Origin of the sequence: Flexivirga sp., from assembly GCF_035551235.1 — a bacterium.
In the GTDB taxonomy this organism is placed as follows: domain Bacteria; phylum Actinomycetota; class Actinomycetes; order Actinomycetales; family Dermatophilaceae; genus Flexivirga.
Genome location: NZ_DASZNO010000037.1, coordinates 25,908 through 47,964 on the forward strand (window position 1 = coordinate 25,908; position 22,057 = coordinate 47,964).

The window sequence follows — 22,057 nt, forward strand, 5'->3', positions numbered from 1 at the left end:
CCTTTCAGGAGTGGGTGGAGAGCAGGTCGACGTTCGCGTCGAACTGCCAGAGGGGATTGGGCACATCGCCGTCCGCGGTGTGCACGAGGAAGTAGCCGTTGACCTGCTTGGGCCCGTCACCGTCGGCCATGAAACGGCCGTCCGGGTGCAGGTCGAGCTGGTAGATGGCCTGACCGACGGCAGTGGAGCCGGGCAGGCGCCAGCTGACGACACAACGCCAGTCGTTGCCGGCACCCTCGGGGGTGATCGTCCCGCCACCGCGGTTGCAGGAGGCGGAGGTCCTCAGCTGCGCCTCGGTCACCGCCGGATAGTGCAACTGGGTCGCCTGCACGCGGTAGAGATGCGCGAAAGCCGTTGCCACCGAACGGTTCACCTTGTGCTGGGTGATGCCGCTCCCGCTGATGGAGCTGTATGGCGCAACGGCCAGCGTGCCGACGACCAGGAGGGCGGCGATCGGCACGAGACCGACCGTGATCGCCCGGCGCCCGGCGGTGTCGTGACCGGTGCCGCTGAAGTCGCGGCGCGCGAAGACGACATACGCGAGCGTCGTGGCGACCAGCGCCCACACGATGCTCACGACAACGCCCGTCAGGATCGGCCCGAGCTGGGCCGGTTCGGTGAACAGGCCGTTCCAGGACAGGAAGGCCGAGCCCGGCAGTGCCAGCCGCACCGCGACCGGCAGGGGGAGCAACTGGGCGAGCTGCATCGCGAAGGCCACGACCGCCGGCAGCAGCAGACCCATCGGCGAGCGACCGAACAGGACCGAGCCGAGCAGCCCGAGTCCGGCCAGCGCCAGCGTCGGCGCCAGCACGCACAACCAGGCCAGGGCGACACGACTGCTTGCCTCGCCGGCGGAGAGGGTGTGGCCGTCCAGCCCGATCAGGGGATTGTTGCCGACCACGAGGACGCCCGCGGCCGAGCTCGACACGGCCAGCCCGGCGACCATCGCCACCAGCACGGTGAGGCTCGACAGTGCCTTGGCGGCGAAGATGCGCCGCGGGGAGCGGACTGCCACGAGCAGGTGCCGCCAGGTGCCGAGCCGGTCCTCGGAGGTGAAGACGTCCCCGGCGACGACGGACGTCAGCAGCGGCAACGCCCAGGTGCCGGAGAAGCCGAGCGTCACCAGCGCTCCCGCCCAACCGGTGTCGTGCATCCACCGGCCGAAGAGCGTGTCCACCGGCAGGCTGCTCTGCTGGCTGACACCGGCGACGAAGAGCGCAGGTGCGATCCAGCAGGCTGCCACGAGGATGCGAATCCGCCACTGGGACAACAGTTTCGTCAGTTCGAAGCGATAGACGCGGGCGGTGGAGGCGGATGGGAAAGCGGATCGAGTCGCGTCGGACTCACCCCCGGACGCGGATCGAGTAGCGCCGGGCTCCTCCCCGGACGCGGATCGGGTCGCGCCGGGCTCGCCCCCGGACGCGGATCGAGTAGCGACGGAGGAGCGTATCGAGATCCCGGTCATTGGCTGACCTCCTCGTTGTCGGTCAGCTTGTCGTCGGTCAGCTTGAGGAAGGCGGCCTCGAGGGGCGAGAGGACAGGTGTGAGCTCGCGCACCGCGACATCACCGGCTGCCAAGCGGATCATCAGGCCGTCCAGGGCAGGGATGGTCGCGCTGAGCAGCAGTGGCCGGTTCGGTGCGCTGCCTCCCGCTCTGCCTTCGGCGCTGCCGCGCAGGTGTATGCCACACGTCGTGGCTGCGATCCGTTGTGCTTTCGTGCGGTCCGAGATGACGAGTCGGTAGTCGAGGGCGTCGTTCTCGGCGGCGAGCTTGGCCAGCGGGCCGGTGAAGGCGACGCGACCGGTCACCAGGATCGTGACCTCGTCGCACAACGCCTCGACGTCATCCATGCGGTGGCTCGACAGGACGACGGTGGTGCCGCGTGCCGCGAGGTCGGTGAGGACACCGTGCACCTGGCGCTTGCCGGCCGGATCGAGACCGTTCGCGGGCTCGTCGAGGACGAGCAGGCGCGGCTCGGCGAGCACTGCAGCAGCCAGCCCGAGCCGCTGTCGCATGCCGAGCGAGAAGCCGCGAACGCGTTCGTGCGCAACGGCGCTCAGCCCGACGGTGTCCAGCATCTCGTCGACGGCGTCGTCGTTCGGCCGATTGCCGGCGAGGGTGAGCGAAGAGGTGAGGTTCTGTCGGGCCGTGAGGGTCGGGTAGAGCCCCGGGCCGTCGAGGAAGCCGGCGACACCGCTCGGCACTGCTCGGGTGCGTGCGAGTCGCTGGTCGAGGACCCGGCCCTCGCCGGACGTCGGCGCGGTGAGGCCGAGCAGCATCCCGAGGAGCGTCGTCTTGCCCGCTCCGTTCGGGCCGACGAGGCCGTGGATCTGACCGGTGGGTATGTCGAGATCGACGTCGTCGAGGGCGATGACATCACCGAAATGCTTGGTGATCGCGCGAATTCGGATGGCGGGGGGTGTGGGCATGTGGGTATCTCTCGGTTCGGAGCCATGCCGAACCTATGGACCTGAGATACCGCGCGGGAGGACGCGACTTGAACACTGCGCGAACCGCAGCGCACAAGTTGCAGTCGCGCCCGAGCCGAATTGCTCAAGCCGAACTGCTCGGAGCCGAACGGGGTTACGGCCGAACGAATTCCGGCGTCAGGCGATGCCGATCGGCTCAGGTCGTCGGGCCGGTGGTGGCATCCGGGCCGGACCCGGGGGACGGGAATGTGACGTAACCCTTGGGGACGTCGACATGGCGCTGGGTGTCCCAGCCGTCGAACTTCGCGGTGCCGTCGGAGCCGTCATCGGACTCGCCCGAGACCTCGGCGACATTGTTGGTGTTGTCGGCGAGGACCTTGAAGGTGTTGACGTCCTCGTCGGGACCGCTGCCGGTCGCGACGAACAGTGACACGCCGTTCTCCGAGGCACGACTGGTGGTCATCGCGGCAAGGTCGCTGTCGGAGAGTGCGTCGTCACCGAGCATCTCGTCGAGCACGGCGCGGATCGTCAGCTTGCTGATGCTGCTGTCCGACTCCATGCCGTGCGGCGCGAGCACCCACTTGTCGGCGAGTAGCGCCGCCGTCGTGGAGTTGGACTTCGTCGCCGACTCCCAGAAGTCCTGATTGCCCTTGATGTAGTACTTGTCGTCCACCGTGCGCAGCGTGGCGTCACCGCTGCTCGGGTCCTTGACGGACAGCTCCTGGTTCGTGCCGTCCATCGTGCCGCGGATGTCGATGGTCTGGGTGACACCGTCCTCGTCGATCGTGGCGTGCACATGTGCCGACTTCGCCGAGCGGTATGCCGAGCGCGCGTCGTCGGCCAGCGTCTTGGCATCGGGGACCGGAGCGTTCGGGTCCACGCTCGCGCTCACGGGCGAGGAGTTGGTCACAGTCGTCACACTGACCGCACGAGTCGATCCGCACGCAACCAGGACAGGGCTGAGCGCAATGGCGAGCGTGCAGACGGTGATGCGAGTGACGGACCGCATGATTCCAGGATAATGCGGAGTGCCGGGATGGCCGCACGGTGCCGATATCGATTCGTCCGGCTTCGGGGCGACGCCCTAATCTAAGCGGCATGACCGATCCCCGTCTTGCCCTCACCACCCGCGTCCAGCAGGCCCTCGCCGAGGCCTTCGGACCGGAATGGCGAGAGGTCGACCCGGTGATCCGCCCGGCCAACAAGCGGCAGACCGATGCCGACTTCCAGGCCAACGCCGCCATGGCGCTGGCCAAGCGCGTGGGCCGGCCGCCCCGGGAGGTTGCGCAGGCGATCGCCGATCGGATCGGCGCCGACGACGGGCTGATCGCCTCGGTCGAGATCGCCGGACCGGGGTTCCTCAACGTCACCCTGCGCACCGAGTGGGTCGCCGCCGCGGCGACCCACCAGCTCGAGGACGACCGGCTCGCCATACCGCTGCCGGAGCACGAGACCGTCGTCATCGACTACTCGTCGGTCAACGCCGCCAAGGAGATGCACGTCGCCCATCTGCGCAGTGCGGTGGTCGGCGACTCGCTGGTGCGCACCCTGGAGGCGCTCGGCCACGACGTCATCCGGCAGAACCACCTCGGCGACTGGGGCACCGCGTTCGGCATGCTGATCGAGCACCTGCTCGAGGTCGGTGAGGGCAGCGACGAGGCCAAGCTGCTCGAGTCCGACCCCAACACCTTCTACCGTGCCGCCCGGGCGAAGTTCGACGCATCGGACAAGGCTCAACCCCCTGGGTCCGCAGGGGATTTCGCGGTTCGCGCGCGTAAGCGGGTGGCGACGCTGCAGGGCGGTGACGCCGAGAGCCTGCGGCTGTGGCGCGAGATCATGGACCTGTCGAAGGTCTACCTCAACAAGGTCTACCGCGAGCTCGGCGTGTTGCTCACCGACGACGACATCCGTGGGGAGTCGTCATACAACGACGAGCTGGCCGAGGTCTGCGACACGTTGGAGGAGAAGGGCATCGCGGTCATGAGCGACGGCGCCCTATGCGTCTTCCAGGACGAGTTCATCGGGCGCGACGACAAGCCGGTGCCGCTCATCATCCGCAAGTCGGATGGCGGATACGGCTATGCCACAACGGATCTCGCGACCATCCGGCACCGCTCACTCGACCTGCACGCGGACCGTGCGCTGTATGTCGTGGGCGCGCCGCAGAACCTGCACTTCCGGATGGTCTGGGCGGCCGCCGACAAGGCCGGCTGGATCAAGGGCACGGAGCCGATCCACGTGCAGATCGGCAATGTCGTCGGCACCGACGGCAAGATCCTGCGCACGCGCTCGGGTGACCTGATCTCCCTGCAGTTCCTGGTGGATTCGGCGCTGGAGCGTGCTGCCGAAGTGGTGGCGGAGTCACGCCCGGACCTGTCGGAGGACGAGCGGGCGACGATCGCGCACCAGGTCGGCATCGGCGCGATCAAGTACGCCGACCTGTCGGTGTCGCACGACTCGGGCTACACCTTCGACCTGGACCGGATGCTCGCGCTGCAGGGCAACACCGGTCCCTACCTGCAGTACGCCACCGCCCGGCTGCGCTCGATCCTGTCGCGGGCGGACGCGGCCGAGTTCGCCGGTTCCATCGTGTTGTCCGAGCCGGCCGAGCGCGCGCTTGCGTTGCGGTTGCTGGACTTCGGCGGTGTCGTCGCCGAAGTCGGCGAGTCGCTCGAGCCGCACCGCCTCGCGGCATACCTCTACGACCTGGCGACCACGTTCACGGCGTTCTACGAGCACTGCCCGGTGCTCAAGGCCGAGGACGCCGCGGTCCGCGACAGTCGCCTGGCGCTCTGTGCCCTCACCCGCAGGGTCCTGGTCAAGGGACTCGAACTCCTCGGCATCCAATCCCCCGACCAGATGTAACGCGGCGACGACGGTCCGCTCATTTGCCGAGAGGACACCCAATGCACCGAGAGGACACCGGATACGGGCGAAATTCGCCTGAATCCCGTGTCCTCTCGGCAATCCGGTGTCCTCTCGGCAAGAAGGGAGTCGAAGCCAGACTACGAATGCGGGCCGCCGAGGATGTCGCCGATCAGCTTCTCCAGCAGCTTCAGCAGGATGTCGCTGACGTCGTCCGACTTGTGCTTCGGCGTCGACTTCTGTGAGTGGTCGAGGCTCGGCTTCGGACCGCTGATCTGCTTGCCGGTCGGGTAAACCCTGTCATCGCCGGGCAGCGGGACGCCCTGGCAGACCGAATCCTGTTTGATTAGTGCGCCATTCATCAGGAAGCCGTATGCCGCGTCGGTGACACAGGTGTTCTTGCTGCCCAGCACCGCACCGTGGTTGCCCTGGTTGTTGACGGTGAGGAGCACCGTGTTGGGTGACGCCTTGTGGGCGGCGACGGCACCTTCGTAGGGCGTCGCCGGGTCGATCGTGGTGTCGACCATCAGGATCTTCGGTGTTTTGGACAGATCGACCTTGCTGTTGGTCGCCTGGTAGGGCCAGTACGCGCACTGGTTGACGACCTGGCCGTAACCGAGCAGCGGGTACTTCGGGCCGAGACTCTTGGCGCGTCCTACGTAGTAGTTCGGGTCCTTCCTCCACGACGTGTCATTGCAGGTGGTGGCCATGAAGGTCGTGCTCTCCCGGTTGTCGGTGTAGCTGTCCGAGCCGTTGCTGAGCAGGCCGAACGCCTGATAGAGCGCGAGCTTGTTCCCGTCACGGGCGTCGTCGAGGTAGCCGAGGAACTTCGCCGCGGTCACCAGGCCGTCGTCGGAGTACATCTGTTGCGCCAGCACGTTGTCGACGACGTTGGCGGAGAAGAAGCCGAGCTTGCCCTCGGCGGCGGCCTTGCGCACCCGGGTGTGGGTGCCCTCGACCTCGGTGGCGGTCGAGCCGATGCCGTAGGAGTCGTTGTGTCGTGCCGCCCACGGCACAAACTGCTTCGAGAAGCGGCGCTGGAAGCCCATCGGCTGGTAGCCGAAGCTGGTCTGGAAGTTCTTGGTGAACGCGGTGTTGCTGTCGAGCACGAAGCGGCCGACGTGCTCGGGGAAGAGCGTCGCGTAGTGCGCGCCGAGCCAGGTACCGGCCGAGACGCCGTAGTAGTCAACGGTTTTCACGCCGAGCAGTTGGCGGACCAGGTCGTGGTCCCGTGCCGTGTTGTCGGTGTTGATGTAGGGCAGGTAGTCGCCGTGCTGCGCGACGCACTTGTCGACGGATGCCTTGACCGCGGTCTGCAGCGCGGTGACGTTCTCGTCGGTCAGCCGGTGGTTGTCGCGGACCTTGGTCCGCGGCGGGTCACAACTGACAGGGGTGCTCTCGCCGGTGCCGCGGGGGTCGACGCCCACGATGGTCTCGGTCCGGCCGAGCGGTGACAGGGCGGCCACGATGGCCGAGAAGCGCGCTGCCGGGCCGCCCGGGCCACCGGGGTTGGTGAAGACGACGCGGTCGGACTTGCCGGCCTGCTCCGGTGTGGTCCGGGTGACCATCAGCTTGATGTCGCCCTTGTCCGGGTGCGCGTAATCCTTCGGTGCAGTGACACGTGCGCACTCCGAACGGTCCGCGGCCTTGCCGAGCTTTCGGACCTCCTGCGGGCACAGCGCGGCGCTCCAGGTGAGCTTCTGCGACGTGTATTTGTCGAGGTTCGCGTGAGTGGGCGACAGGTTGCCCGTCGCCTGTGCGGCGTTGGCAGGGGCCTCGCCCAGCGCATTCCCACCGGCAGCGACCAGCACGGCCAGGGCACTCACGGTGACGACGTGCGATAGGCGACGGCGCATGACTGAACTCCTTCGTTGATTGTCGGTGGGTGGACGCCATGACATTGCTCGATGGTTCCGGTCCCGGTAAAAGTCGCGAAGGTGCAACCGACATACAGCAGCGTGCGTCACACTGGTCTCACGAGTATGACGCTCGGGGGCTTGGAAGGACTGGGAGGGAAACGCCATGTCCGGCAACCCGGACGCATCACACAAGGCGTCCAGCACAGAGCTCTATTTCGTCGTGGAAGGTCGTGTCGGCCGACTCATCATCTGGTCGTGCACCAACCCGATTCCACTGGACTGGCGGGTCGCCTTCGGGCCCGGCACGCACACCCAGTGTGAGGAATACCTGGAGGCGCACCAGCACCTGGCCCACCACTGACAAACCCACCCATCGCGAGTGACGGCTTCTTCGCCGAGTGACGGCGGGATCGCACCGTCACTCGCCGAAGAAGCCGTCACTCGGCAGGGAGGGGTTCGGCGCTATGCGCCCTCGGGGTAACCCTGCGGGTTCTCGGACTGCCACCGCCAGGTGTCGGCACACATGTCGTCGATCGAGCGGGTCGCTCGCCAGCCGAGTTCCTCGTGCGCCCGGGTCGGGTCGGCCCAGTAGGCCGCCAGGTCACCGGCACGGCGCTCGACAACTTCGTAGGGCAACTCGTGTCCGACCGCGCGCTCGAAGGCGTGCAACAGTTCCAGCACCGAAGTGCCTTCTCCGGTGCCGAGATTGAACGCGCGCACCGGCTCGCCCATAGTCGGCAGGTGCTCCAGCGCCGCGACGTGGCCGGCGGCCAGGTCCATGACGTGGATGTAGTCGCGCTCGCCGGTGCCGTCCTCGGTCGGGTAGTCGTCGCCGAAGACGCTCAGTTTGTCGCGACGCCCGACGGCCACCTGCGCGATGAACGGCATCAGATTGTTGGGGATCCCCTGCGGGTCCTCGCCGATCCGGCCCGACGGATGCGCGCCCACCGGGTTGAAGTAGCGCAACAGCGCCACCCGGAAACCGTCGGTGATCGAGGCGACGTCGGTCAGCACGCGCTCGATCATCACCTTCGTCCTGCCGTATGGCGAGGAGGCCGAAAGTGGTTCGTAATCCTCGTGATAGGGCACGGGCGCGTTGTCGCCATACACCGTCGCGGAGGAGGAGAAGACCAGCTTGTCCACGCCGTGCCGGGTCATCGCGCGCAACAGCGAGAACGTGCTGTCGAGATTGTTGCGGTAGTAGTCGAGTGGCTTCGCGACGCTCTCGCCGACCGCTTTGAATCCCGCGAAGTGAATGACCGCATCGATGCGCTCGTGGCTGAAGAGATGCTCGGTCTTGTCGGCATCGGTCAGGTCGAAGGCATGCAACGGGATGGTCTTGCCGGACAGGGCCTCCAGCCGGCCGAGCACCGTCGGCTTGCTGTTGGCGAAGTCGTCGACGATGACCACGTCGTGGCCGCTGTCGAGCAGGGCCAGGACTGTGTGGGATCCGATGTAGCCGGCACCGCCGGAGACGAGTACTCGCATGGTGGATCAGGTTACGGTGCAAGGATGGAGCCCGTGGTGAGGACCCTGTGGACAGCCGATCATATTGCCCGTGTTGAGAAACCGATGCTGACCACTCAGCCTCGGGGTGGATACGTCATGGCCGACGTGCAGCGCCAGCTGGATCGCGTGGTGTCGCTGATGCGTGCGCAGCAGCCCGTTCCGCCGATCGGCACGGTGGGCCTGCGCAATGCGCGATTCCGGGAGGGGTACTCGCCCGAGTCGGTGACCGCCCTTTTCGACAACATCGCCGAGTGGCAGCGCCAGCTGAACATCCAGCATGAGATCCACGAGGTCGAGAGCGGCGAGGCGGCGGCGACGCCCGAGAGCGATCGGCTCAAGTGGTCCCGGCAGCAACAGGTATGGGTCCGCGAGATCACCTTTCATTCCACGCGCTTCGGCCCGGCATACGAGACGGACCAGGTCGACGACTTCCTGGACAACGTCCTGCGCGCCATGGGCAACGGTGAGCGGCTGCCGGACATCAAGTCGGCGCAGTTCCACATGGCACGTGCCGGTCGTGGCGGGTATGACGCCGCCGCCGTCGACCACTTCCTCGACCAGCTCGAGCGCATCCGCCCGCTGTCCTAGCCCCTGGGACGGTTGTCCACGATGCGGCGGGCCTTGCCGACGGATCGCTCGATGCCACCTACCGGTAGCACGTTCACTCGAGCGGACGTGCCGATGCGGTCCTTGATGTCACGGGCCAGATCCGCTTCGACCTGAGCCCAGTGATCGCTGGAGAAGCCTTCTGCCGCTTCGACATTCACGGTCAGCTCGTCGAGTCGCCCGGGTCGGGTCAGCACGCACTGGAAGTATGGCGAGAGCCCGTCATACGCAAGCGCCAGCTCCTCGATCTGGGTCGGGAAGATGTTGACGCCGCGGATGATCATCAGGTCGTCGCTGCGGCCGGTGATCTTCGCCATCCGCCGGAACGACGGTCGGGCCGTGCCCGGCAGCAGCCGTGTCAGGTCCCTGGTGCGGTAGCGCAGCACCGGCATCGCCTGCTTGGTGAGCGAGGTGAAGACCAACTCGCCCTCCTCACCGTCGGCGACCGGCTCGCCGGTGACCGGGTCGATGATCTCGGGCAGGAAGTGGTCCTCCCAGATCGTCGGGCCGTCCTTGGTGGCGGCGCACTCCATGGCGACGCCGGGGCCCATCACCTCGGACAGCCCGTAGATGTCGACCGCGTCGATGCCGGCCCGCTCCTCGATCTCGGTGCGCATTGCGTCGGTCCACGGCTCGGCGCCGAAAACGCCTATTTTCAAAGGTAGTTCGCGCGGATCAATGCCCTGTGCGGTCATCTCGTCCAGGATCGACAGGAAGTATGACGGCGTGACCATGATCGCCCGCGCGCCGAAATCGCGCAGCAGTTGCACCTGCTTGGCGGTCTGCCCGCCCGACATCGGTATGACGGTGCAGCCCAGCCGCTCCGCGCCGTAATGCGCACCGAGGCCGCCGGTGAAGAGCCCGTAGCCGTAGGAGACCTGGCATATGTCGCCGGGCAGTACACCGGCCGCGCGCAGCGACCGGGCCACCAGGTCGGCCCAGGTGTCGATGTCCTGCTGCGTGTAGCCGACCACGGTCGGCATACCGGTCGTGCCGCTCGAGGCATGCACCCGCACGACCTGTGTCCGCGGCACGGCGAACATCCCGAACGGATAGTTGTCCCGCAGGTCGGCCTTGCCGGTGAAGGGCAGCAGCCGCACGTCGGCGAGGTCCTTGATGTCGGCGGGGTGAACACCGCTGGAATCCAAGGCGTTCCGGTAGTGCGGCACGTTCGCGTATGCCGCCGCGACCGTCTCCTGCAGGCGCGCCAGCTGGTGCGCCCGCAACTCGTCCACCGACCACTTCTCGGCCGTGTCCAACTCTGCACCAGCCACCCCACGAAGTTCTCCGCTCGTACCTCGCTCCGATACTTCGCGGGGACCCCGGCTGTTCGGGTTCCCGTCTCTTTCGCCGCCCATCAGCTGATCCTCCTCGACCTGCCACGAAACTCTGCGATCACCACGCCGTCGGACTCGCGGCTTACCGTCACGTCGGTGATGCCGGACCGCCCGTAGGTCACGCGCTCGCTCGCTTCGGCGACCAGCACATCGCCGAGGCGCCCCGCGGTCACGAACGAGATGTCCCCACCGGACGCGACCGTCGTGTGGCCGCTCGCGTTGCACGCGAGGGCGAACGTCGAATCGGCCAGCAGGAAGATGTGCCCGCCGTGGGCGATGTCGTGGCCGTTGACCTGGTGCTCGGTCAGCTGCATCCGGGTGCGGGCATGGCCGCGCCCGTCGTCATACACACCGACATCGACCAGCTCGATCTCCTGCGCGGCGGATGCGCGGTCCTCGCGCCACATCGTCAGCACGTGATCCGTACTTTCCATGCGGCCAGACTGCCACCGGAATCATGCTCGTGGGGCACTTCCGGCCGAATTACTGACCAATCGATCAGTATTTGGACACCGTGGCGATCGGTGGGTATTCGGTGGGCATCGAGTTCGGGATCCGATTGGGCGAACCTCGCGGCGCCCGTGCAGAATGCGATGCAGGGGGCGCACGCTGGTACCGCGCCATTGCTCACCAGTCACTAGAAAGCACAGGTTGTGACCGAACCAGGTAGGCACCGCGTCGGTGCGGGCAATTCGATGCGTCAGGTGGGCACGTCGGTGGCGGGGGTCGTCGTCGGCTTCCTCGTCGTCGCGCTCGTGGTCTTCGTCGGTGTGAAGATCTTCGGCGGTGGCGGCGACGACAAGCCGGCCGCCGCGGCGACGACCTCGGCCGGCCAGTCTCCTTCCGGTTCAAGCGTTTCCGACATACCCGTCCCCAAGGTGTCGCAGTCGGTGCTCGACAAGCTGCCGGTGGCCGACACCGAGGGCAAGGTGGCCAAGGCGCCGATCGACCTGACGACAGGCAGCGGCGGCCTCGCCATACGCGTCGACAAGGCGATGCCGGGCTTCGCGAAACCCGGAGCCGACCCGATCACGCTGATCCCGAAGTCGCAGATCGGCAGCACGACCTGGCTGCCCGTGCTGCGCACCGAGCGCGGCTGGGCGCAGGTGCGACTGCCGGCTCGGCCGAACGGCGCCACCGCGTGGATTCCGGAAGCCGGACTGGACCGTGCGAAGACCACGTGGGCTGTCCGGGTGAAGCTGTCCGAGGGGACGATCGCCATCACCCATGGCGGGAGGTCCGAGGGCACGTGGGACATCGGCCAGGGCAAGGACTCGACACCGACGCCGGTCGGCCAGACCTTCCTTCTGAGCGGCTTCGTCGACCCGAACCAGACGTTCTCGCCGGTCATCTACGCCCTCGGCTCGCACTCCGACACCCTCGACTCGTATGGCGGTGGCCCCGGCACCGTCGCGGTCCACGGCTGGCCGACGAAGCAGGGGCGGGAGGGCAAGATCTCGCACGGCTGCATCCGCGTTCCGGATGCCGCACTGAAGATGTTCGCCAAGCTGCCGACCGGCACACCGGTCGACATCACGCGCTGACAACCAGGGGGTGCGGGCCGTCGGTCCCTGGATACTGGTAAGTAAGTACCCCCTTACGTGATTTTGGGTACTGTGTTATCCGCGCCACACCCTGGCCCCGGTCCGACAGTCCCCTCAGACCTCGGAAACAGGACCAAAAAACAACGGGAGGAAATTGATGAAGCGTCGTCACATAGCGACAGGAGCTGTCGCGCTGACAACGGCCATCGCGATGGCGGGTACAGGTGCCACGATGGCGCACGCCGCCGGCAACGGCAGCGACACTGTGCGGTTGACCAACTCCGGTCGCACCGCTCTGCCCGACCACTCGAACCTGCGCACCCTGGGTGTCGCAGACAACACCACGAACGTCGATCTGTCGATCGCCGTGCCGCTGCGTAACCAGGCGTTGCTCGACTCGTTGCTCGCCAAGGGCACCGTGATCTCGCCGGCGCAGTACAAGCGCCTCTTCGGTGCCTCGCCTGCTTCATTGAAGAAGGTCGCTGACTGGGCCAAGGGGGAGGGACTCAAGGTCACGGCCAAGGATGCTGCCGCCGGTGTCGTGACCGTCGCCGCGCCGGTCCGCACGATCAACAAGGCATTCTCTTTGAAGATGGAGCGCGTCGCGCTCGGCTCGCGCACGGGCCTTGCGCCCAACAACGACCCGCAGCTGCCGAAGTCGCTCGGCGTCGTCAACGTCGCCGGCCTGACCACCGTCAGCTCGCGTCACACGGGACCGATCGACACATTCGGTCCGGAGCGTCCGTTGAAGTCGGCTCCGCGTTCGACCGACCGCACGAACTCGCCGTTCTCCAACTCACGGTCGATGCCCGGCACCAAGGCAACTGCCGCGGCGGTTTCGAATGACTGCGCCAGCTACTGGGGCGAGAACGTCGCGGTCAGCGCTTCGAAGTTCAGCAGCACCTCGAACATGATGTGCGGCTACAGCCCGCAGCAGGCCGTGAGGATGTACAACGCCGGCGGTGCGTCCAAGGTCAAGGCCAACATCGGCATCCTGCTCTGGTGCGCCGACAAGGACGCCAAGGCCAAGGCCAACGCGGTCTCGGACTACTACAAGTACCCCGAGTTGGCGACCTACAACGACCAGTCGGCGCCGGAGAACGCTCAGGACTGCGCCGGTGGCGACGCGTATGGCGAGCAGAACATGGACATCCAGACCTCGCACTACATGTCCCCGCAGTCGGCGATCACCTACTACGGCGCCTCCGGTCCGACCGACTCCGCACTGCTGAGCATCTTCAACAAGGCAGTCACGCAGCACACGGTCACCACCTTGTCGATGTCCTGGGGCGGGGATGAGTCCGGTCAGACAACGAGCTTCAAGCAGCAGTTCGACCGCACCGCCGCCCGCGCGTCGGTGACCGGCATCAGCCTGTTCGCCAGCAGTGGTGACATGGGTGACGGCAGCATCGTCGAGGGTGGGACGGCACCGAGTCGGTCCAAGGAGCCCAGCTACCCTGCCACGTCGCCGTTCTTCACCGCAGTCGGCGGCACCGCCGCCGCGCTGAATGCGTCGGGGGGACGTCAGTTCACCGTCGGCTGGTCAACCAGCCTGTGGGACCAGCCCTCCAAGTCGAGCACGACTGGCATCACTCGGTACCCGTACTTCGGCAACTCGGTCGGTGCCGGTGGCGGTGTCAGCCGTGACTACGCCCAGCCGGCTTGGCAGAAGGGCGTGGTCACCGGTTCGACCACTAAGCGGACCATTCCGGACGTGAGTGCCATCGCGGATCCGGCGACCGGTCTCGGACTGACCTTCGATGGCTTGAACCTCACGACCAGCGGCGGCACCAGCCAGTCCTCTCCTTTGGTCGCTGCGCTCGTTGCGTCGTCGAAGGCGCTCACCGGCCGCCAGGTCGGCAACGCCGCGCCCTACTTCTACAAGCTGAAGGGCACGACGAACATCACCGACGTCAAGGCGGTAACCGCCGGCAAGTACGGCATGGTGTTCGGCCAGGACTCGAAGACCGGGCACTACGTGCTGGAGGGTCTGGCGCAGCCGTCCGACTCGCTGCGCGTCGCTACCGGATGGGACAACGTGACCGGTCTGGGCGAGCCCAGCGGCAGCTTCCTGACGTCGTTCGGCAAGTGACGTTCGCGACGACCTGAGATCGATCCTGTGGCGCGGGTAACTCGCGAGGCGCACACCCGTGCCACCGGGCAACGTACTTTTCGAAAGATGAATTGAAGGGGAGCAAGACCATGAAACGCAACACTGCGTTGTTCGGGGCTTCGCTGGTGGCGGGTGTCGCCGCTGCTTCGGGCCTGATCATGACAAGCACGACCAGTTCGGCCGCGCCCGGTGACACTTTCTATGGTGTCGCTTGGGCCGACGGGACGTCTGGGGAGAGCTCTGGTGGCTGGACGACCGGCGCCTACACCGATCCTTATGGGGTCGAGTTCTCGGGCGCCGCAACTTCGGGTTCCGGCACATTCAAGCTCGACGCCGGCGGCGTTACCGTCACGGTCCGAACCACCTGTGACGCCGGCAAGCCGAGCGTTACGGTGGTTGGCGGCGGGGCTGCCGGCGTTCACACCGGCGGCTCCGTATCTCTGGCGAAGTTCTCCGGCTATAAGAATGCGGTCGGCACGGTGACCTTCGCCTCGACGAAGATCGGTGGGCACGCTGCCGGCGCCTACATCAACTTCGCGCCGGGCCTCGACGGCACCTGGGTCGCGTTGACCGGTGCGGACTGCGCGGCGGCTCCGACGAGCACTCCGCCGACGTCCACCACCAACCCGCCCACGTCCACCACCAACCCGCCCACGTCGACGGCGACGAACCCGCCGACCTCGACCGGCACCAACCCGCCGACGTCCACGGGCACGAACCCGCCGACCTCGACGACGACGAACCCGCCGACCTCGACGCCGCCGACGACGCCGCCTCCCACCACGGAGCCGCCGACGCCGACGCCGACGACCACGACCCTTCCGGTCACCGGCTGATCTCGTTCGCTGCAGCAGCACCCGTTGTGCCCCCATCCGCCCGCCCGGCGGATGGGGGCACAACTCTTTTCCGGAATCTGAAAGGCTGGGCGGTATGACGCAGGCGCCACATCACGCACCGGTCCTCGGCGACGGCCGCGAGTTGCGGCGTCTGGTGTCCGGCACCGTGCCGCGACTGGAACACGACGTGCCCGGCTGGGTGCGCGACGACGGTGTCCACCTCTTCGCCATTGACGACGGCGACGAACGCGCCGGACTCGTGGCGCTGCGATTGCCCGAACACCGAGACGGCGCAGGGCAACTCGCGTGGCAACTGCGTCCTGAATCACGCGGCAGGGGACTGGCCGCGGCTGCCCTGCGAGCTGTCGTCGAGCACGGCTTCACCGATCTCGGGCTGCACCGCGTCGAGGCGTATGTCGCGCGCACCAACCGGCCCGCACTGCGCTCTGCCGCGCTGGCCGGATTGCGCAGCGAGGGTGTGCTGCGTGAGTTCCGGCCCGGTGTCGACGCGCTCGTGCTCGGCCGTCTGGTCGACGACCCGGCGCCCGGCAGCCGGGACGCCTTCACGGCCTGGCTGAACAGCGCGCTGCCCACCAAGCGTGCGATCGCCCAGGCGCTGATCCGGGACGAATCCGGACGGTTGCTGGTCTGCGAGCTGGTCTACAAGAAGCCGTGGGACCTGCCCGGCGGCGTGGTCGACCCGCTGGAGTCACCGGCCGCCGCGGTCGTGCGTGAGCTGCGCGAGGAGCTGGGCGTCACCGCTCGGGTCCGGTCACTCGCCGCGGTCAGCTGGTTGCCCGCGTGGCGGGGCTGGGACGACGCGACGCTGTTCATCTTCGACGTGTCGGTTCCGGCGCAGGAGCTCGGCGCCATACAGCTGGAGGCGCGGGAGATCCGTGCGGTGCACTGGTGCGAGGACGCCGAATTCGCGCAGCACGCAGCCGATTACACGGTGCGCGTCGCGCGGCAAGCGGTCGCCGCACTCGACGCCGGCTCCGGCACGGTCTATCTCGAGGACGGCCACCCGCCAGTCTGGTGACTCGGATCCGGCAACAACGGCCCGATGGTGACAGGCAAGATGTGGCGCGCGAGGACGATCAGCGGGCGCCCGTGAGACGACGACCGGACGTCGCGAACCGCGCCGAGCGAGCGTGCGAGCCGGCCGGGATCGCGACTCCGCGAGGAGTCGAACAAGAAGATTCAGTGCTGTTCGAGGTTGTCGGGTAGGAGCATGTTGACCAGCATGCTCACGAAGGACACGACCAGGGCGCCGAAGATCGCGGCCCAGAAGAAGTGGTCGACGTGGAACGCGAGGTTCAGCGAGTCCGACAGCCAGGACAGGATCTGCAACATCAGCGCGTTGACGACGAAGGTGAAGAGACCCAGCGTCAGCACGATGAGTGGGAACGAGAAGAAGTGCGCGATCGGCTTCACGACCACGTTGATCAGGGCGAATACGAGCGCGACGACGATGATCGACAGCACCTTCGAGCTGGTCGACTTGTCCGACTCGGCCAGGGTGATGCCCGGCACGACGATGGCGGCGATCCAGAGCGCGACGGCGTTGATTCCGGTCTTGATCAGGATGTTCTTCATGACACCAGCTTGGCATGCCGCAGCCGATGGCCGCCCGCAACATGGCCGGGTCACCGCCATACAGTGAGGACTATGACTGAGGCCACACCGGAGCGCACCGTGCGGCTGCGCGCCACGCTCGACTCGATCCCCCGCTACGTCGCCGGCAAGCCGGCCGCCGTGGAGCCGGGCCGGACGACATACAAGATCAGCAGCAACGAGAATCCGTACCCGCCGCTGCCGTCCGTGCTCGAGGTCGTGCAGGACGCGATGCAGACCATGAACCGCTACCCGGACATGGGCACCGTTGCCCTGCGCACCGCGATCGGCGAACACTTCGGCGTCGACGCGGATCAGGTCGCCACCGGCACCGGCAGCGTCGGCCTGCTCGGCACGCTGTTGCAGATCACCTGCGAAGCCGGCGACGAGGTCGTCTACGCGTGGCGCTCGTTCGAGGCATACCCGATCGTCGTGGGGTTGTCCGGCGCGACCGGCGTGCAGGTGCCGCTGGATGACGAGGCGCGACACGACCTTTCGGCGATGGCCGACGCGATCACCGAGCGCACCCGGTTGGTCATCGTCTGCACGCCCAACAACCCGACCGGGCCCGCCGTCCGCGCCGCCGAGCTCGAGGAGTTCCTCGCCCGCGTGCCGGCCGATGTGCTCGTCGTGATCGACGAGGCATACCTGGAGTTCAACCGGGACGACGATGCCGCCGACGCCCTCGCCGTATGGCGCTCCCACCCGAATGTCGCTGTGCTGCGGACGTTTTCGAAGGCTTACGGCCTTGCCGGCCTGCGCGTCGGTTATTGCATCGCGCACGAGCAGGTCGCGTCCGCGCTGCGGACGGCGGCGGTTCCGTTCGGCGTCTCGCACGTCGCGCAGCAGGCCGCGATCGCGAGCCTGGCGGCATACGACGAGCTCGATGAGCGGGTTCAGGCGCTGGTGGCCGAGCGGGACCGGATGCTGATCGGACTGCGTGACCTGGGCTATGCGGTGCCGGACACGCAGGCCAACTTCGTCTGGTTGTCGCTGGGCGACAGGACGCTCGACTTCGCGAAGGCAGCCGAGGCCGCCGGCGTGGTTGTGCGGCCGTTCGCCGGTGATGGCGTCCGGTGCAGCATCGGTGAGGTCGAGGCCACGGATCGCCTGCTGCAGGTGGCGAAAGAGTTCGCCAGCAATGCTGCTACTCGTGGGTAGCGCTCCGGATTCGGTCGGTCGGCATCGCGCGGGTAATCTTCCGGCGTAAGGCAATGTGAGCCGCGTCATACCTCTCGGAACACTTCTTCCAGCTGTATGTCGTGGCCGCTGCGCGCCCGGCCCGGTGACCCCGGGCGGGTGCACGACATGCCGCGGCACACCCAGGTCGCGGCCGCCCGAGAAGGAGAACCCATGCCCGACGACGCAATGGATTCGGCCCCGGTGACGCCGGGCCCCGTGAGACATCACGAGACGGTGGTGACAGGTCCGATGGAGCACGACATCACCGATGGCGGCCCCGACATGGTGCAGTTCGTCGACGGTGACGGCAATCGCCTCCCGACGAATGACGCGAACGCGGATTACGCGCAGATCGTCGAGGACATGACTCCCGAGGACGGCCGCTCGATGTACCGCGACCTGGTGCTCGTGCGCCGGATCGACGCCGAGGGTCACGCGCTGCAGCGCCAGGGTGAGCTCGGCCTGTGGCCGTCGCTGCTCGGCCAGGAGGCCGCGCAGGTCGGAGCCGGCCGCGCGATGCGCCCGCAGGACTACGCCTTCCCGGGTTACCGCGAACACGGTGTCGCCTGGTGCCGCGACGTCCCGCCGGAGAACCTGCTTGGCCTCTTCCGCGGCGTCAATCACGGCGGCTGGGACAGCAACGCCAACAACTTCCACCTCTACACGATCGTCATCGGCAACCAGATGCTGCACGCGACCGGGTATGCCATGGGCATGCAACGCGACGGTGACGTCGGCACCGGCGATCCGGACCGCGACGCCGCGGTCATGGCGTTCACCGGCGACGGCGGCACGGCGCAGGGTGACTTCAACGAGGCACTGGTCTTCGCCGGCGTCGCCAACGCCCCGATGGTCTTCTTCGTCCAGAACAACCAGTGGGCCATCAGCGAGCCCAACTACAAGCAGTTCCGCATCCCGCCATACCAGCGCGCACGTGGCTTCGGCTTCCCCGGCGTTCGCGTCGACGGCAACGACGTGCTGGCCGTGTATGCCGTGACGAAGGCCGCCATGGACGCGGCGCGTGCCGGGCAGGGCCCGACGCTGATCGAGGCGTTCACCTACCGGATGGGCGCGCACACCACGTCGGACGACCCGACCAAATATCGCATCGCGGCCGAGGTCGACATCTGGCGCGAGAAGGACCCGATCACCCGCATGCGCGGCTTCCTGGCGAGCAAGGGGTATGCCGACGACGCGTTCTTCGACGGGGTCGACAAGGAGGCCGACGAGCTCGCGGCCCGGATCCGCAAGGCCTGCCAGGAGATGCCCGATCCGCCCAAGCCGGCGATGTTCGACGACATCTATGTCGACCCGCACCCGGTCGTGGAGCGGGAGAAGGCGGAGTTCATCGCCTACCAGGCATCGTTCGAGGGGGGCAACTGATGACCGCTCAGAACGCTCCGGCCGAAGGACGGGCCATGTCACAAAAAGCTGCTGAGGCGAGGGCGAGGAACGAGCCCACGCGTCAGAAGCTTTCTCTGGCAAAGGGATTGAACGCCGGCATGCGCAAGGCCATGGAGGACGACCCGAAGGTCGTGCTCATGGGCGAGGACGTCGGCAAGCTCGGCGGCGTGTTCCGCATCACCGAGGGCCTGCAGAAGGACTTCGGTGAGGACCGGGTCATCGACACGCCGCTCGCGGAGTCGGGCATCGTGGGCACCGCGATCGGTCTGGCGCTGCGCGGCTACCGCCCGGTGGTGGAGATCCAGTTCGACGGGTTCATCTACCCGGCGTTCGACCAGATCATCAGCCAGGTCGCCAAGATGCACGCCCGGTCGCTCGGCCATCTGCGGCTGCCGATAGTCATCCGCGTCCCGTTCGGGGGTGGCATCGGTGCGGTCGAGCACCACTCGGAGTCCAACGAGGCCTACTTCGCGCACACCGCCGGCCTGCGGACCGTGAGCTGCGCCGACCCGGCCGATGCCTACTGGATGATCCAGCAGGCGATCGCGTCCGACGACCCGGTGATGTTCTACGAGCCGAAGCGTCGCTACCACGAGCGTGCCGAGGTCGAGCTCGACGAGGCAGCGGGTGCGCCGTTGCCGTTGCACAGCGCGCGGGTCGCGCGTCCGGGGGACGACGTCACGCTGCTGGCCTACGGGCCGATGGTCAAGACCTGCCTCGACGCCGCGGGCGCTGCTCAGGGCGAGGGCAAGTCGCTGGAGGTCATCGACCTGCGGTCGCTGTCGCCGCTGGACACCGAGACCATCTTCGCGTCGGTCAGGAAGACCGGCCGTTGCGTCGTGGTGCACGAGGCGTCGACGTTCCTCGGCATGGGCGCCGAGCTGGCCGCGCAGGTGCAGCGCGAGTGCTTCTACTCCCTCGAAGCGCCGGTCATGCGCGTCGGCGGCTACAACATCCCTTACCCGCCGTCCCGCTACGAGGAGGACTTCCTGCCCGATCTGGACCGGATCCTCGACAGCGTCGACCAAGCGCTCAGCTTCTAAGGAGTTCACAACATGGGCGTGAAGCAGTTCAAGCTGCCCGACCCCGGTGAGGGTCTGGTCGAGGCCGACATCGTCACCTGGAAGATCAAGCCGGGCGACACGGTCAAGGTCAACGACGTGGTGGTCGAGATCGAGACCGCGAAATCACTCGTGGAGTTGCCGATCCCGTGGGAGGGCATGGTCGTCGAGTTGCTCGTCGCGGAGGGCGACACCGTCGAGGTCGGTGCTCCGATCGTGTCGGTCGACGTCGCCGGCGCCGAGGACGACGCACCGGCCGCGGCTCCTGCGCCGGCTGCCGACTCCGACGATTCGGGCGAGCGCGTCGCCAACCTCGTCGGGTATGGCGCCGTCGAGGGCGCGACCAAGCGTCGCGCCCGCCGTGCGTTCGAGGGTCTCCATGGTCCGGGTAGCCAGGGCGACCCGCTGCCGGCTCCGGATCTGCACAAGCATGTCGCGACCGACGCCGTGCCCAGCGCGCCGGTGCCCCGCGAGGACGCTCCGGCTCCGACGCGGGCCCGTAGTGGCGGCGCCGCACCGAACCGCTCCGGTGGGAAGGTCCTCGCGAAGCCTCCGGTGCGAAAGTTCGCCAAGGACAAGGGAATCGACCTGTCGCTCGTGCAGTCGACCCGCGACGACGGCGTGATCAGCCGCGCCGATGTCGAGGCGTTCGTCGCCGGCGGCGGCACGGCTGCGGCCGCTGCTGCTCCCGCTGCGGCGCCGAGCGGTGTCCGCGAGACACGGATCCCGGTCAAGGGCGTCCGCAAGATGACCGCGCAGGCGATGGTCGGGTCGGCGTTCACCGCGCCGCACGTGACCGAGTTCGTCACGATCGACATGACGCGCACCATGGAGCTGGTCGAGCGGCTGAAGTCCGACCGGGACTTCCGGGACCTGAAGGTGACGCCGCTGCTGGTGCTGGCCAAGGCGCTTCTCGTTGCGATCAAACGCAATCCGGAGGTCAACGCGGCCTGGGACGAGGCCGCCCAGGAGATCGTGGTCAAGCACTACGTCAACCTCGGCATCGCTGCCGCGACACCGCGTGGGCTGGTCGTCCCGAACATCAAGGACGCCGACCGGATGTCGATGCGTGAGCTCGGCGAGGCGCTCGGTGCGCTGGTCGGGACCGCGCGCGAGGGCCGCACTCCGCCGGCCGACATGTCCGGCGGCACGATCACCATCACCAACGTCGGAGTCTTCGGCGTCGACACCGGCACCCCGATCATCAACCCCGGTGAGTCGGCGATCCTGTGCTTCGGGCAGGTTCGCAAGATGCCGTGGGTCGTGACCGACGAGGACGGCGTCGACCAGATCGTGCCGCGTCAGGTGACGCAGCTCGGCCTGTCCTTCGACCACCGGTTGATCGACGGCGACCTGGGTTCACGCTTCCTCGCCGACATCGCGGCTCTGCTCGAGGACCCGGCGAAGGCGCTGGTCTGGGGCTGACCTCCCGGCATACGCCCCGAGCCATCGTTCGGCACTGCAGAAGGTGCGCTGCGCTTCGCCGCACTTTCTGCAGGGCCGCGGGTTTGTGGTGCGCTTGCAGCCGTTTGGGACCAGCAGGAGGTGCGGCCCACCGCACTGTGATGTCTCAGGACATCGGTAACACTTATGTCTCAGGACTTCGGTAACGCTACTGGTGGGGCCTGGTTACGTGCTTGGTAGCGGCGGCGGGCGACGGTCAGGGTGAATTCGGCGATCAGCTGGTTGCGGTCGAA

General features: G+C 67.4%; 19 protein-coding genes. 10 read left to right on the forward strand and 9 right to left on the reverse strand.

The annotated features are described in order from the left end of the window. Positions 1-4: 4 nt before the first annotated feature. The 3 genes from VG502_RS12720 to VG502_RS12730 all read right to left on the reverse strand — a co-directional run bounded on the left by VG502_RS12720 (position 5) and on the right by VG502_RS12730 (position 3,439). On the reverse strand, positions 5-1,465 hold the full coding sequence (locus VG502_RS12720; RefSeq protein ID WP_325550436.1) for an ABC transporter permease: 1,461 nt from the start codon (positions 1,463-1,465) through the stop codon (positions 5-7). Then, the gene (locus tag VG502_RS12725; RefSeq protein ID WP_325550437.1) at positions 1,462-2,430 is read right to left on the reverse strand and encodes an ABC transporter ATP-binding protein; all 969 of its coding nucleotides are present in this window, start codon (positions 2,428-2,430) and stop codon (positions 1,462-1,464) included. The genes VG502_RS12720 and VG502_RS12725 overlap by 4 nt, the downstream gene beginning before the upstream one ends. 196 nt (positions 2,431-2,626) lie before the next feature. Next, positions 2,627-3,439 (reverse strand): hypothetical protein, encoded by an 813-nt coding sequence (locus tag VG502_RS12730; protein ID WP_325550438.1) that lies wholly within the window; start codon positions 3,437-3,439, stop codon positions 2,627-2,629. 89 nt (positions 3,440-3,528) lie between these two features. Here VG502_RS12730 and argS point away from each other — a divergent pair, with 89 nt between their 5' ends. Further along, positions 3,529-5,295, forward strand: a complete 1,767-nt coding sequence (gene argS, locus VG502_RS12735; protein ID WP_325550439.1) for an arginine--tRNA ligase — start codon at positions 3,529-3,531, stop codon at positions 5,293-5,295. Between the two features lie 140 nt (positions 5,296-5,435). On the opposite strand, the gene VG502_RS12740 is transcribed toward argS, so the two are convergent. Next, positions 5,436-7,151, reverse strand: a complete 1,716-nt coding sequence (locus VG502_RS12740; protein ID WP_325550440.1) for an alpha/beta hydrolase — start codon at positions 7,149-7,151, stop codon at positions 5,436-5,438. A 166-nt stretch (positions 7,152-7,317) separates the two neighbouring features. Here VG502_RS12740 and VG502_RS12745 point away from each other — a divergent pair, with 166 nt between their 5' ends. Next, complete coding sequence (locus VG502_RS12745) at positions 7,318-7,515, forward strand: hypothetical protein (RefSeq protein WP_325550441.1); 198 nt, start codon at positions 7,318-7,320, stop codon at positions 7,513-7,515. 101 nt (positions 7,516-7,616) lie between these two features. On the opposite strand, the gene galE is transcribed toward VG502_RS12745, so the two are convergent. Further along, positions 7,617-8,642 (reverse strand): UDP-glucose 4-epimerase GalE, encoded by a 1,026-nt coding sequence (galE, locus tag VG502_RS12750; protein WP_325550442.1) that lies wholly within the window; start codon positions 8,640-8,642, stop codon positions 7,617-7,619. A 117-nt stretch (positions 8,643-8,759) separates the two neighbouring features. On the opposite strand from galE, the gene VG502_RS12755 reads away from it, so the two are divergent. Next, positions 8,760-9,251 (forward strand): DivIVA domain-containing protein, encoded by a 492-nt coding sequence (locus VG502_RS12755; protein ID WP_325550443.1) that lies wholly within the window; start codon positions 8,760-8,762, stop codon positions 9,249-9,251. Here the strand turns inward: VG502_RS12755 and paaK are convergent. Beyond that, positions 9,248-10,543, reverse strand: a complete 1,296-nt coding sequence (gene paaK, locus VG502_RS12760; RefSeq protein WP_325550444.1) for a phenylacetate--CoA ligase PaaK — start codon at positions 10,541-10,543, stop codon at positions 9,248-9,250. The two genes, VG502_RS12755 and paaK, sit on opposite strands and share 4 nt — an antisense overlap. Positions 10,544-10,626: 83 nt before the next feature. Further along, positions 10,627-11,040, reverse strand: a complete 414-nt coding sequence (paaI, locus tag VG502_RS12765) for a hydroxyphenylacetyl-CoA thioesterase PaaI (protein ID WP_325550445.1) — start codon at positions 11,038-11,040, stop codon at positions 10,627-10,629. Between the two features lie 219 nt (positions 11,041-11,259). On the opposite strand from paaI, the gene VG502_RS12770 reads away from it, so the two are divergent. Further along, positions 11,260-12,150 (forward strand): L,D-transpeptidase, encoded by an 891-nt coding sequence (locus VG502_RS12770; RefSeq protein ID WP_325550446.1) that lies wholly within the window; start codon positions 11,260-11,262, stop codon positions 12,148-12,150. A 232-nt stretch (positions 12,151-12,382) separates the two neighbouring features. Then, a complete protein-coding gene (locus tag VG502_RS12775; RefSeq protein WP_325550447.1) occupies positions 12,383-14,242 on the forward strand; it encodes a S53 family peptidase in 1,860 nt (619 codons plus the stop codon). A 544-nt stretch (positions 14,243-14,786) separates the two neighbouring features. Here the strand turns inward: VG502_RS12775 and VG502_RS12780 are convergent. Further along, on the reverse strand, positions 14,787-15,092 hold the full coding sequence (locus VG502_RS12780; RefSeq protein ID WP_325550448.1) for a hypothetical protein: 306 nt from the start codon (positions 15,090-15,092) through the stop codon (positions 14,787-14,789). A gap of 101 nt (positions 15,093-15,193) precedes the next feature. On the opposite strand from VG502_RS12780, the gene VG502_RS12785 reads away from it, so the two are divergent. After that, positions 15,194-16,138, forward strand: a complete 945-nt coding sequence (locus VG502_RS12785; RefSeq protein ID WP_325550449.1) for an NUDIX hydrolase — start codon at positions 15,194-15,196, stop codon at positions 16,136-16,138. A 161-nt stretch (positions 16,139-16,299) separates the two neighbouring features. Here VG502_RS12785 and VG502_RS12790 read toward each other — a convergent pair whose 3' ends face one another. Continuing rightward, positions 16,300-16,695, reverse strand: coding sequence for a phage holin family protein (locus tag VG502_RS12790; protein ID WP_325550450.1), 396 nt, complete (start codon positions 16,693-16,695; stop codon positions 16,300-16,302). A 72-nt stretch (positions 16,696-16,767) separates the two neighbouring features. On the opposite strand from VG502_RS12790, the gene hisC reads away from it, so the two are divergent. The 4 genes from hisC (at position 16,768) to VG502_RS12810 (ending at position 21,785) form a co-directional block, all read left to right on the forward strand. Continuing rightward, positions 16,768-17,874, forward strand: coding sequence for a histidinol-phosphate transaminase (gene hisC, locus VG502_RS12795; protein WP_325550451.1), 1,107 nt, complete (start codon positions 16,768-16,770; stop codon positions 17,872-17,874). A gap of 192 nt (positions 17,875-18,066) precedes the next feature. Next, the gene (gene pdhA, locus VG502_RS12800; protein WP_325550452.1) at positions 18,067-19,278 is read left to right on the forward strand and encodes a pyruvate dehydrogenase (acetyl-transferring) E1 component subunit alpha; all 1,212 of its coding nucleotides are present in this window, start codon (positions 18,067-18,069) and stop codon (positions 19,276-19,278) included. A gap of 35 nt (positions 19,279-19,313) precedes the next feature. Then, entirely contained in the window at positions 19,314-20,342 is a 1,029-nt protein-coding gene (locus tag VG502_RS12805) for an alpha-ketoacid dehydrogenase subunit beta (RefSeq protein WP_325550453.1), read from the forward strand. A gap of 12 nt (positions 20,343-20,354) precedes the next feature. Beyond that, positions 20,355-21,785 (forward strand): dihydrolipoamide acetyltransferase family protein, encoded by a 1,431-nt coding sequence (locus tag VG502_RS12810; RefSeq protein WP_325550454.1) that lies wholly within the window; start codon positions 20,355-20,357, stop codon positions 21,783-21,785. Positions 21,786-22,057: the final 272 nt, after the last annotated feature.

What these genes read in the sequence shown, in the direction of transcription:
- argS (WP_325550439.1), top strand. Translation starts at nt 3,529, where the DNA reads ATGACCGATCCCCGTCTTGCCCTCACCACCCGCGTCCAGCAGGCCCTC.
- VG502_RS12740 (WP_325550440.1), bottom strand. Translation starts at nt 7,151, where the DNA reads ATGCGCCGTCGCCTATCGCACGTCGTCACCGTGAGTGCCCTGGCCGTG.
- VG502_RS12755 (WP_325550443.1), top strand. Translation starts at nt 8,760, where the DNA reads ATGGCCGACGTGCAGCGCCAGCTGGATCGCGTGGTGTCGCTGATGCGT.
- VG502_RS12775 (WP_325550447.1), top strand. Translation starts at nt 12,383, where the DNA reads ATGGCGCACGCCGCCGGCAACGGCAGCGACACTGTGCGGTTGACCAAC.
- VG502_RS12730 (WP_325550438.1), bottom strand. Translation starts at nt 3,439, where the DNA reads ATGCGGTCCGTCACTCGCATCACCGTCTGCACGCTCGCCATTGCGCTC.
- galE (WP_325550442.1), bottom strand. Translation starts at nt 8,642, where the DNA reads ATGCGAGTACTCGTCTCCGGCGGTGCCGGCTACATCGGATCCCACACA.
- paaI (WP_325550445.1), bottom strand. Translation starts at nt 11,040, where the DNA reads ATGGAAAGTACGGATCACGTGCTGACGATGTGGCGCGAGGACCGCGCA.
- VG502_RS12725 (WP_325550437.1), bottom strand. Translation starts at nt 2,430, where the DNA reads ATGCCCACACCCCCCGCCATCCGAATTCGCGCGATCACCAAGCATTTC.
- pdhA (WP_325550452.1), top strand. Translation starts at nt 18,067, where the DNA reads ATGCCCGACGACGCAATGGATTCGGCCCCGGTGACGCCGGGCCCCGTG.
- VG502_RS12745 (WP_325550441.1), top strand. Translation starts at nt 7,318, where the DNA reads ATGTCCGGCAACCCGGACGCATCACACAAGGCGTCCAGCACAGAGCTC.
- VG502_RS12805 (WP_325550453.1), top strand. Translation starts at nt 19,314, where the DNA reads ATGTCACAAAAAGCTGCTGAGGCGAGGGCGAGGAACGAGCCCACGCGT.
- VG502_RS12785 (WP_325550449.1), top strand. Translation starts at nt 15,194, where the DNA reads ATGACGCAGGCGCCACATCACGCACCGGTCCTCGGCGACGGCCGCGAG.
- hisC (WP_325550451.1), top strand. Translation starts at nt 16,768, where the DNA reads ATGACTGAGGCCACACCGGAGCGCACCGTGCGGCTGCGCGCCACGCTC.
- VG502_RS12790 (WP_325550450.1), bottom strand. Translation starts at nt 16,695, where the DNA reads ATGAAGAACATCCTGATCAAGACCGGAATCAACGCCGTCGCGCTCTGG.
- VG502_RS12810 (WP_325550454.1), top strand. Translation starts at nt 20,355, where the DNA reads ATGGGCGTGAAGCAGTTCAAGCTGCCCGACCCCGGTGAGGGTCTGGTC.
- VG502_RS12720 (WP_325550436.1), bottom strand. Translation starts at nt 1,465, where the DNA reads ATGACCGGGATCTCGATACGCTCCTCCGTCGCTACTCGATCCGCGTCC.